This is a genomic window from Ligilactobacillus acidipiscis DSM 15836, assembly GCF_001435755.1.
In the GTDB taxonomy this organism is placed as follows: Bacteria; Bacillota; Bacilli; order Lactobacillales; family Lactobacillaceae; genus Ligilactobacillus; species Ligilactobacillus acidipiscis.
In genome coordinates this window covers 1-10,162 of the sequence record NZ_AZFI01000070.1, presented here as the reverse complement: position 1 = coordinate 10,162, position 10,162 = coordinate 1, and the positions used below count along the sequence as shown (strand labels likewise).

Below are 10,162 nucleotides of genomic sequence, written 5' to 3'. Positions count from 1 at the left end.
TTCATCAGTACCACTTGATAAAGAACCTAAATTTGCCGTCCATGACGGGGATTGCTGACCCTAACTTGCGTCAACTGATGACCAACCTCATTATTGAACTGTATAAGTATCAGGCTGAAAGTGAACGGAAGCGGATCATTGAACGCCAGCAACAAGGCATTGCCCTGGCTAAGCAACAAGGCAAATATCATGGTCGGAAGCCTCAATATGCCAAAGATGATCCCCGCTTACAACATGCATTTAAGCTTTATCAGGCGGGCATGAGTGATGTAGATGTGTCCCGTAATACCGGGATTAAGCGAACGACCTTTATCAGATATCGAAAGAAGTTCGATATAAAAAGATGAGATTTATATGCGATAATTACGTTATACTAGTTTAGAGAGGGTGACATAATGATCATTCAAACAAGGGAACTTACTAAAACTTATCAATCAAAAGTGGTGCTGGACATGTTGGCATCATCAGTAATGGCGGAAACTTAACAGATAGCTATTCTCAAACCCGCTTATTATCAGTATCTGGTCATAAGCGAGATAGTAAGGGAAATCATGCTAAAAACTATGCAGTGTCGGATTTACAGTTCGACTCTGAATGTTCGGGAATGACTTTCTATGTTTATCGTAAAGCCTAACTAAAAAAGTAACTATTAAGTAAAAAAGTATCAAAGTTAGTGACCTGATTTTGATACTTTTTTTCGTAAAGCGGTTTGAAATTTTCAATGATGTATAATTGGTATCAACAACTAAATTGATTCATTAATTGGGAGATAGTGACTATGGACAAAAGGATTGTGCGGACGCAAGCTAAAGCTGAAAAAGCTTTGTTTGAATTGATGCAAGAACAAGACTTTTCAGAAATTTCAATTACGGATATTGCTAATCAAGCAAAAATATCACGAATGGCTTTTTATCGCAACTATAACAGTAAGGAAGATATTTTGAACAAGTTTATTCAAAAAGAATATGCAACTTTTGTTGATGACATTACGACGCATCATTTTAAAGAATTAGAGCAGTTGTTGGAAGTTTATTTTGATTATTTTAAAAATAATCCAGCTGTTTTATCGGCAATTGTTAGCGCTTCAATTGAAGGCTTTGCTCTTCGAAAGCAAAGTGACTACTTGCTTGATTTTTTTAAAACGCGAATTAAAAATCAGCAGCCAGCACCAATAGAGATTGCATATTATTCGGGCGCTATTTTTGCTAGTTTACTATATTGGCGAGAAAACGATTATCAATATTCCGCAGCCGAGTTGGCCGAGCACCTAGCAGAAAAGATCAAAAATGATTTACTGCAAACTGGCGAAAAAATATTTTAGCCGGTTAATGAAAAAACAAAACAATCAAAAAAGGGGTACGGCAATTTTACTTTTGCAGTGCCCCCCTTTTACTAGGCTAAGTTACTTTGTTAGGCCATGCCCTAGGGTTTGGGTTTCTCGTAAATAAACTGGATCGGTCTTAGAGATTTGGGAATTCTTTGAGCAACAACCTAGTCGATGACGACAGCAACTGTCTTTTTGGGGTTTAAGATATTTTCCAATTACAACCCCAGTAGCTAAAGCGATTGAAATTAAAATTAAATGCTGCTTTTTCATGAATTTTTCCTCCTTTGATTTAGAGTAACTTTTGAGATTTCAAAATTTCTTCAAGATAGGTGCCATGAACCTTTTTCAAAAAGGCATTTAGACCAATTTTTTCAATTTGATTTAAAGGCAATTCGGTCAAGCTCTTTTTATCATTCAAATAATATAAGGCACTTAAGATTGTTCGTAAGTCAAAGGCAGAATCAAAGACTTCTGGGATGCCACGATCAATGTCAAGCAGTCGGTAGACAGCTTCCATAGCAGTTCTGACAGAGTATTCAGTTGTAAAGACGGTGTCTCGCTCAGTTTCGGCAAAGTTCCCAATAAAAGCCAAATTGCTTGAACCTTCAGGGACAACTAAGGGACGATCACCAGCTTGGCGTGGCATAAAGTATGAAGTAATGTATGGCATATGAATTGGAATTGAATTAGCTGTTTGCGCGATCTCAGCAATTTGATTTTCTGGGACACCAATATGATAAAGAAATTCTTGACAGATTTCTGCGCCACTGCAATCAGTAATTTTTTTGTGAATATAATTTCCGGGCTGATCGGAAAAGAGACCATATAACCATACGATTAATTCATTTGGCTTTTGTTGTTGAAAATGTGGTTGACGGCTGATGGAAATTCCTAATAACCAGTTTGAGTCCCTAATGGAGACTGGGCCACTGGTAACAATTGAACCACTATACGGATCTTTACCAGTAATTTTTTGAATATAGGGTACGATTCGATCGTCTTTAAAGGTGCAAGTTGCCGACATGACCCAGTTAGCCGCTGGAATATCTTGATAAAATTTAGCTGGATGTCCGAAAGCTGAGTCTTGAACCGCTAATTTTTCCCATAATTTCCAGCTAGCACCGATTGGATGCGTTGCTGGTGCTGAATGTTCATTGTCACCATAAGTAGTGCTTTCAGTAATTGATCCATTTGTAATGAAAACCAAATCGTCAGGTGTTAGGTCGAGGCTTTGCTGATTACCATCGATCGTTAGCTCAATTTTAACAGCTTGTTTTTGTTCACCGGTTTGTTCAACAATAATATTGTCAACGGTGGTATTGTATTGGAATTTAACGTCGTGATCTTCAAGATATTTAATCAGTGGTTTGATTAATGACTCATATTGATTATATTTGGTAAATTTCAATGCTGACATATTTTGCAAGGTGCCAACATGATGGACAAAGCGTAATAAATAACGGCGCATTTCCATTGCACTTGCCCAAGGCTCGAAAGCAAACATGGTGGACCAATAGAGCCAGAAATTTGATTTAAAGAAGTCATCGCTGAAAACTTGATTAATTTTGACATTGTCAAGTTGGTTTTCCGGTGTTAGCACTAATTTGGCGATTTCTTCAATTGCTTTTCGGGAAAGCGTCAACTGACCATCACTGGCTAACTGATTACCACGTTTTTCGATTACGCGGGTGTGTGAATTACTTGGATCGGCTTTATTTAGCCAATAGAATTCGTCAAGTACCGAAACACTGGCATCTTCTAAGGTAGGAATTGAACGAAAAAGATCCCAAAGAGTTTCAAAGTGAGGTTCCATTTCACGCCCACCACGAATAATATAGCCGCGTTGTTCATTTAAAATCCCATCCATGCTGCCACCGGGAAGTCCAAGTTCTTCAAAAACATGAATTTGGTTTCCAGGAACCTGACCATCGCGCACTAAAAAAGCGGCGGCAGCTAAACCGGCTAAACCGGCCCCAACAATATAGGCTGATTTCTTGGTGGCGTTTGCTGGTTTTTTAGGCCGAGCAAATGCTTCATAATTACCACTACTGTAGTACATGAAAATCCCTCCTTGTAAAATAAGATACCAAGTATTTGTTACATCTGTAACTCAATATAATATACAACGGTTAACAAATTTATTCAATCAAAATTACTTTCTCAATTAATATGAATAAAAAAAACTGCAGCAGATTCGCTACAGTCCTAGAAAATTAGTTAAATACGAGCTCCAGTTTGAGTATTGAAGTGATATGTTTTGCCTTTGATTTTTTGAAAGCCATAAAGCATTTGCCCGTTGTTATTGTAGTAAACAATTTTATGCTGGTTGGCGATATATTGGAAGCCGGTTTTCATTAAGAAGGTTACAGTATCAAACAAGTACCAATGCCCAAACGCTTACAATAAACGTGTTGTACAATATTAAGTATAAGTAAACATAATGTTCAACATAAACAATAATGATGAGTATTTTATTGTGTGTCGTGTGCAACTGACAAGTGCCAAGTCATAACCAAATGACACTTGGCAGTAAGCGCTTACAAATAATTGAGACATAATAAGATTGTAGTCAGGGGGAGGAAGCAAATATGATTTGCGAAAAAGAAATGCGTCTCATTGCTATGCTGGTAAAAACAAACGACTACCTAACGGCACAGCAACTTGCCAACCAGCTGGATGTATCTACCAGAACTGTCATGCGCGCTGTAAAAAAGATCAACGACAATTCTGATGAACAACAGTTAATTGAATCGGAAAAAGGACGGGGATACAAAATCAATTACGATGAGTTTCTAAAATCTGATGGTGAATACAACAAGATTAGTGTCTATTCACCAACTGGACGTCGTAATGAAGTTCTTTTAAATCTATTGTTCAGGTCACCCAGCGAGATTCCTATTCGAAAGTTATTTGAGAAATTTTACGTCAGCGAAACAGTGGTCAACAGTGATTTAGCTGTTATTAAGAAGCAAATTGAATCAGATAATATACAGTTAGTCAATCGCAACCGTGCCGTCAAGGTAATCGGGAAAGAGAGAGAAATACGTCAACTGATCATTGGTGTAATTAACAAACTCGAACTAACCGACTATGATATGATTCGCAAAGAATTTCCCGAGCTAACTGACTATGATTTGAGATTTATTACCACTCAAATTGACTACATTGAGGATGCACTAGACTCGACGATACCTTCACCTTACAACATCAATCTTTTTTCCCATATTTATATTTTGATGAAGCGATATCGTCAAGGTGTCACAGCCGATTTTCAACTAGAAAATTTAATTGGTGATAGAGAGCAAGATAGTATCGATAAACATCAACGTCTGTACAAGATAGCTGATAAAGTGGTTAGACAGATTAGCGATTATCTGGGAATGAATATTCCTCAAATTGAAAAATATTACATTCTCCAATATTTGATTTCTTCAAGATTAATATCAGAACCTGGCAAAGATTCTGTTTATTCATCGGATGTCGCGGCAGTTGTTAAAGATTTGATTTCAGGCATGGCTACAAAATTGAATGCTGAAATTGACGACAAAGAAATTACAACTGATTTAGCACTTCATGTTCAACCAATGATCAATCGTTTGGTTAACGAAATCGAAATCAATAATCCGCTGCTCAGTGACATCGAGTCTGAATACCCGCAAGTATTCAACGCTACGAAGGAAGTTGTCAATGACGTCATCGGTAAACGGTACAGTCAGTCTGTATCGGATGATGAAGTAGGCTTCATCACACTGTACTTCGCAAAGTATTTGGAACAGCATGAACGCCAATTAAGAATTTTGATTATGTGTTCTAGCGGTGTAGGTACTTCCGAATTACTAAAAGTCAAAGTAAAAAGACAATTTCCGGAGTTATTGATTGATGACGTTGTTTCCCTAAAGGTGTATGAAAAGAAACTCGACTATTTTGAAAACAGAATAGATTTAATCATCACCACAATTAGGGTAGATGACAAAATGACAAAACATCCCGTGTTGCTAGTGAATGCAATGTTTAATCATGCAGATCAAGATCGGGTGCAGAAGACTATAGAGGAGCTGAACGGATATGGCAGATGAAACAGTTGATATTGATATTGGGGAAGTTGTGACGAAAGACTTAATTGATCTGGATATTAAGTCAAACACTAAAGAAGACGTGATTGCGGAGTTAACTGACTTATTGGTAGCTCATGGTGATGTGATTGACCGTCAAGGTTTTATCGATGACGTCCTTCTACGTGAAGCAGAAGGTATAACAGGTTTGGGACAAGGAGTCGCCATTCCTCATGGTAAATCTAAAGCGGTTAAAAACACTACTATTGCTATTGGTATTAGCAAGCATGATATCCCTTGGGAAAGCTTGGATGATGAACCTATCCGTGTAATTATCTTGTTTGCTGTTCGGGACATCGATGCAAATACGTTGCACATCAAGTTGTTGCAAAAGGTGGCAGTTCTCCTATCAGATGATGACTTTATCGTGAACCTCCACAAAGTTAATACAAAAGATGAATTGATTAGTCTGTTGCGTAAAGATCCGGAAGGAGAAGATGAGTCATGAAGATTGTTGGCATAGCTGCTTGCACTTCAGGTATCGCTCATACCTACATTGCACGCGAAAAGATTATGAAGGCTGCTCAAAAATTAGGATATGACATCCACATGGAAACTCAGGGCACTATTGGCACTGAGAACGCGTTAACGCCAGAAGATATTAAGGAAGCTGATTTTGTACTTCTAGCAGTTGACATCAAGGTTGGTGGACGTGAGCGTTTTAAAGGCAAGAAGGTTGTGGAAGTTGATACCAACACAGCAATCAAAGCCCCAACGCAATTGCTTGAAAAAGTAGTCGACAAGCTTGGTTTAACTGAATAGGAGGCAGAACCATGTTGAAGAAACTGCAACTCAAGAAACACGCGATGACCGCCATTTCTTATATGCTCCCACTGGTTGTTGCGTCTGGGCTGCTAATCGCCATTGGTAATCTAACTGGTGGTACTCAGATTACAAAGTTTACTGGTGACTACAGTCTTCCATCCACACTTACAACATTAGGTGTCTGGGGCATGGGCCTCTTAGCACCAGTTATTTCGGCGGCAATTGCATACTCAATTGCAGATCGTCCTGGCATTGCGCCAGGGTTACTTAGCGGTATTATTTCATACAACATTGGTGCCGGGTTCTTAGGCGGCATGCTCGGTGGTTTTATTACAGGTTGGGTTGTTGCTGCTTTAGTTAAGTACGTTAAAGTTCCCAAGTGGGCTGAAGGCTTGAAGCCTATGATGATTGTTCCCCTGTTGTCATCATTGATAATGGCTGTACTGATGTTCTACATTGTTGGGCAACCAATTGTTTGGGCTACAAACTGGCTCACAACGTTCTTGAACAGCATGCAAGGTTCTGCCCGGTTCCTGTTTGGTAGTATTCTCGGTGGCATGGCCGCGTTTGACTTTGGTGGTCCTGTTAACAAAGTTGCATCATTGTTCGCCGACGGTATGTTATTGCAAAACGTACAACAACCAGAGGCCGTTAAAATCTTGGCATCAATGGTTCCACCGTTTGGTGTCAGTCTTTCTTGGTTGTTTGCTCACTTCCTGCGTCGTCGCATTTATACGAAGCGCGAGGAAGATAACATTAAAATTGCCTTTCCGATGGGCATTGTCATGATTACTGAAGGCGTTATTCCTATCGCGGCCGTTGACCTGATTCGTGTTGTTATCAGCTGTACGATTGGTGCCGCAATTGGCGGTGGTTTGTCGATGGCCTGGGGTATTAAGAGCCCCGTACCTTCAGGCGGCTTGTTCATTGTCCCTGCCATGAATAAACCATTGCTTTTCTGCTTGGCATTACTAATTGGTTCGCTGATAACTGCATTCCTGCTTTTGATTCTCAAGAAACGTGTTCCGGACGATAAATATGATAACCCTGAAGACGATCTCGAGGACGATGAAGATGATGAAGAAGTCAACCTTGATGATATCAAGATTAACTAGGAGGTAAATCAATGTTTGTTCCTATGACGGATATGTTGGCACGCGCTAACAAAGGTCATTACGGCATCATGGCAATTAACTGCCTGAACCTGGAGGGCGTGTATGCCACCATTAAGGCAGCTGAAGCCGAAAATGCTCCCATCATTATCGATTTATTGGAAGAGCACATGGAGAAACATATTCCGCGGGAATACATTTTACCACCGGCAATCAAGATGGCGAAAGACGCCATGGTTGAGGTGGCCATTAACCTTGATCACGGTAAGGACCCGGATTATGTAGTGGAGAGCATTAACCAAGGTTTCTCCAGCGTTATGATCGATCAATCGGAAAAAAGCTTTGATGAGAACGTGCGCGTCACTAGCAAAATAGTACAAATGGCCAGCCAAAAGAACGTCAGCGTTGAGGCTGAAGTAGGTAATATGGGTGCCGTTAAGGGGGACCATTTTACACAAGAAGATATGTATACGGATCCTGACAAGGCAATTAGCTTCATCAAGCGTACACACGTTACGGCTTTGGCACTGTCGTTTGGCTCTACTCATGGGGTCATGCCTAAAGACTTTGTGCCGGTATTTAATTTCGACATTCCGAAGAAGGTTAAGGAAGCAACCGGCATCCCGCTTGTTCTGCATGGTGGATCCGGGTGTGGTGAAGAAAATATTCGGAAAGCCGTGGCGGCCGGAGTTAACAAAATTAATGTTGGCTCAGACGTTATGAAGGCGCAAGCCGATGCAATATATAACTCTCAACAAAAAGAGAGAAATGAGGAATGGGTTGATTTATTAAATGATACCCTACCCGCAGCTGAGGAGGTGGTTCGTGCATACATCAAGATCGTTGGATCAAGTGATAAGAACCCGTCCACAATGTAGTACGTTACTGAGGTTTTAAAATCAATTATTGTTGGAAAGACTAGGAGGATTTTACTTATGTTAGTTAACATGAATCAAATGCTGTCTCTAACGCGGAAGAATCATTTTGCCGTAGGTGCCTACAACGTTTCTAACTCAGAATTACTTAAGGCTTCTGTTGAACAGTGTGAAGCTGATAACGCACCTGGTATCATCGCTGTACACCCAACTGAAATGGCTTATGCAAAAGATGACTTCTTTGCATATGTGCTTCAGCGGATTAAGAACAGCAGGGTTCCATTTGTACTTCACTTGGACCACGGGGATACGATTAACAATGTTGCACGGGCAATTCACAATGGTTTCAGTTCGGTCATGATCGATGCTTCTTTGGAACCATGGGACGACAATGTCGCTGTTACAAAGCAAACCGTTGATATGTGTCATTTGGTTGGTGTATCGGTTGAAGCTGAACTTGGTACTATTGGCCAAACTGGTAATCACATCAAGGAACACTTGAAGAATGGTATCTACACGAAGCCAGAAGATGCCGCTAAGTTTGTTGAAGAAACCGGCGTTGATACTTTGGCTGTTGGTATTGGTACTGCCCACGGTATTTACCCTTCAGATGTTGAACCAAAGATTCGTATTGATATTTTGAAGGAAATTTTGGCAGCTTTCGATGTTCCTTTGGTTTTGCATGGTGGTTCTTCTAACCCTGATGACCAAATTGCCGAGGCCGTTAAGACTGGGATTTCTAAGGTTAACATTTCTTCTGATTACAAGTACGCATTCTTCAAGAAGGCACGTGAGATTCTGAAGGAAGACGATGGCTGGGATCCAAACAACTTGTTCCCTAAGGCAATCGACGCCGCCAAGGAGGTTGTTCACCACAAGAACGAATTGTTCAATTCGGTTGGCAAGGCAGATCTGTACAAGGACATGAGCCCATGGCGTAATGAGTTCCTGTAGGATTAAGTAGAAAGGGTGCAATACTCATGATTGGTGCAATTGAGGCCGGAGGCACAAAATTCGTATGTGCGGTCAGCGATGATAATCTAAATATCAAGGAACGTGTCAGAATTGAAACAGGCACTCCTGAAGAGTCAATACCGAAAATAATTCTCTTCTTCAGTAAATTTGACCTTGAAGGTTTAGGTGTCGGTGCATTTGGCCCAACTGGCATTAACAAAAATAAACCTGATTACGGGTTTGTTCGCAAAACGCCGAAGCCGGGTTGGTCTGACTTTGATTTCTTAGGCACGCTTCGAGGATCAATTAAATGTCCAATTTACTGGACGACTGATGTTAATGTAGCTGCATACGGTGAGCTGCAAAAAGGTGCTGCTCAAGGCATGAAGGAAGCTGTCTATTTGACGGTGGGCACAGGCATTGGTGGTGGAATAATTCACGAAGGCAAATTGTATTCTGGATATTCTCATCCAGAATTGGGCCACATTGCAGTGAGACCTTCACCGGTTGAAAATGATTCTTTCTCAGGTGTTTGTCCGTACCACAATTTCTGCCTGGAAGGCATGGCCTCTGGCCCTTCAATAGAAAAGCGCAAAGGAGTGAAAGCAGCATCATTAAATGATGACGACCCGGCATGGAAATTGGAAGCTTATTATTTGGCTCAAGCAGCTGTGGACTATACGCTTTCAATTTCCCCAGAGATTATCATTTTTGGTGGTGGTGTTTCGAATCAGAAGCAACTTTTCCCCTTGATTAGGGAATCATTCAAAGAACAGTTGAACGGTTATGTACAAATTCCTCCAGAAGATAAGTATATTGTTCATGCTGAACTCGGTGATGATGCAGGAATTACAGGAGCATTACTGCTAGCAAAACAAGTTGCTAACGGTGATGAAAAGGCTGCGGCATATCATGTGTACAAACCGTAAAACCAATGAATATTAAGCCCTTTGCTGAAGACACGTGTTTTAAACATGTGTCTTTTGTTAAGTGCGCCCGGCATGGGCAGTAACTAGG

Annotated in this window: 12 protein-coding genes; 9 read left to right on the top strand and 3 right to left on the bottom strand. The window is 40.5% G+C overall.

Annotation, left to right across the window (positions count from 1 at the left end):
* Together FC65_RS06115 and FC65_RS06110 are read left to right on the top strand one after the other, a co-directional pair.
* Positions 1-347: helix-turn-helix domain-containing protein (locus tag FC65_RS06115; protein ID WP_156408580.1), on the top strand; the 347-nt coding region annotated here is incomplete at its 5' end.
* Between the two features lie 431 nt (positions 348-778).
* Complete coding sequence (locus tag FC65_RS06110; RefSeq protein WP_056971948.1) at positions 779-1,321, top strand: TetR/AcrR family transcriptional regulator; 543 nt, start codon at positions 779-781, stop codon at positions 1,319-1,321.
* Positions 1,322-1,402: 81 nt separating this feature from the next.
* On the opposite strand, the gene FC65_RS06105 is transcribed toward FC65_RS06110, so the two are convergent.
* From FC65_RS06105 to FC65_RS12405, 3 genes are all read right to left on the bottom strand, one after another.
* Positions 1,403-1,597, bottom strand: coding sequence for a hypothetical protein (locus tag FC65_RS06105; protein ID WP_056971947.1), 195 nt, complete (start codon positions 1,595-1,597; stop codon positions 1,403-1,405).
* 19 nt (positions 1,598-1,616) lie between these two features.
* A complete protein-coding gene (locus FC65_RS06100; RefSeq protein ID WP_056971946.1) occupies positions 1,617-3,386 on the bottom strand; it encodes an oleate hydratase in 1,770 nt (589 codons plus the stop codon).
* A gap of 158 nt (positions 3,387-3,544) precedes the next feature.
* Positions 3,545-3,682: a hypothetical protein gene (locus tag FC65_RS12405; RefSeq protein WP_131470614.1), complete on the bottom strand. Its 138-nt coding sequence runs from the start codon at positions 3,680-3,682 to the stop codon at positions 3,545-3,547.
* Positions 3,683-3,915: 233 nt separating this feature from the next.
* Here FC65_RS12405 and FC65_RS06095 point away from each other — a divergent pair, with 233 nt between their 5' ends.
* From FC65_RS06095 to FC65_RS06065, 7 genes are read left to right on the top strand one after another with little or no spacing between them, the layout of a single operon-like run.
* Positions 3,916-5,403 (top strand): BglG family transcription antiterminator, encoded by a 1,488-nt coding sequence (locus FC65_RS06095; RefSeq protein ID WP_056971945.1) that lies wholly within the window; start codon positions 3,916-3,918, stop codon positions 5,401-5,403.
* Entirely contained in the window at positions 5,393-5,887 is a 495-nt protein-coding gene (locus FC65_RS06090) for a PTS sugar transporter subunit IIA (RefSeq protein ID WP_056971944.1), read from the top strand. Before FC65_RS06095 ends, FC65_RS06090 begins: the two co-directional genes overlap by 11 nt.
* On the top strand, positions 5,884-6,201 hold the full coding sequence (locus FC65_RS06085; protein ID WP_056971943.1) for a PTS fructose transporter subunit IIB: 318 nt from the start codon (positions 5,884-5,886) through the stop codon (positions 6,199-6,201). Before FC65_RS06090 ends, FC65_RS06085 begins: the two co-directional genes overlap by 4 nt.
* Before the next feature lie 11 nt (positions 6,202-6,212).
* On the top strand, positions 6,213-7,319 hold the full coding sequence (locus FC65_RS06080) for a PTS fructose transporter subunit IIC (protein ID WP_056971942.1): 1,107 nt from the start codon (positions 6,213-6,215) through the stop codon (positions 7,317-7,319).
* A gap of 11 nt (positions 7,320-7,330) precedes the next feature.
* Positions 7,331-8,194 (top strand): class II fructose-bisphosphate aldolase, encoded by an 864-nt coding sequence (locus FC65_RS06075; RefSeq protein ID WP_056971941.1) that lies wholly within the window; start codon positions 7,331-7,333, stop codon positions 8,192-8,194.
* Positions 8,195-8,251: 57 nt separating this feature from the next.
* Positions 8,252-9,145 (top strand): ketose-bisphosphate aldolase, encoded by an 894-nt coding sequence (locus FC65_RS06070; RefSeq protein ID WP_056971940.1) that lies wholly within the window; start codon positions 8,252-8,254, stop codon positions 9,143-9,145.
* A gap of 26 nt (positions 9,146-9,171) precedes the next feature.
* On the top strand, positions 9,172-10,074 hold the full coding sequence (locus FC65_RS06065; protein ID WP_056971939.1) for an ROK family protein: 903 nt from the start codon (positions 9,172-9,174) through the stop codon (positions 10,072-10,074).
* The last annotated feature ends 88 nt before the right edge of the window (positions 10,075-10,162 follow it).

Bases quoted from the DNA above. Each gene is read 5' to 3' on its own strand.
- FC65_RS06110 (WP_056971948.1), top strand. From the start codon at position 779: ATGGACAAAAGGATTGTGCGGACGCAAGCTAAAGCTGAAAAAGCTTTG.
- FC65_RS06105 (WP_056971947.1), bottom strand. From the start codon at position 1,597: ATGAAAAAGCAGCATTTAATTTTAATTTCAATCGCTTTAGCTACTGGG.
- FC65_RS06100 (WP_056971946.1), bottom strand. From the start codon at position 3,386: ATGTACTACAGTAGTGGTAATTATGAAGCATTTGCTCGGCCTAAAAAA.
- FC65_RS12405 (WP_131470614.1), bottom strand. From the start codon at position 3,682: ATGAAAACCGGCTTCCAATATATCGCCAACCAGCATAAAATTGTTTAC.
- FC65_RS06095 (WP_056971945.1), top strand. From the start codon at position 3,916: ATGATTTGCGAAAAAGAAATGCGTCTCATTGCTATGCTGGTAAAAACA.
- FC65_RS06090 (WP_056971944.1), top strand. From the start codon at position 5,393: ATGGCAGATGAAACAGTTGATATTGATATTGGGGAAGTTGTGACGAAA.
- FC65_RS06085 (WP_056971943.1), top strand. From the start codon at position 5,884: ATGAAGATTGTTGGCATAGCTGCTTGCACTTCAGGTATCGCTCATACC.
- FC65_RS06080 (WP_056971942.1), top strand. From the start codon at position 6,213: ATGTTGAAGAAACTGCAACTCAAGAAACACGCGATGACCGCCATTTCT.
- FC65_RS06075 (WP_056971941.1), top strand. From the start codon at position 7,331: ATGTTTGTTCCTATGACGGATATGTTGGCACGCGCTAACAAAGGTCAT.
- FC65_RS06070 (WP_056971940.1), top strand. From the start codon at position 8,252: ATGTTAGTTAACATGAATCAAATGCTGTCTCTAACGCGGAAGAATCAT.
- FC65_RS06065 (WP_056971939.1), top strand. From the start codon at position 9,172: ATGATTGGTGCAATTGAGGCCGGAGGCACAAAATTCGTATGTGCGGTC.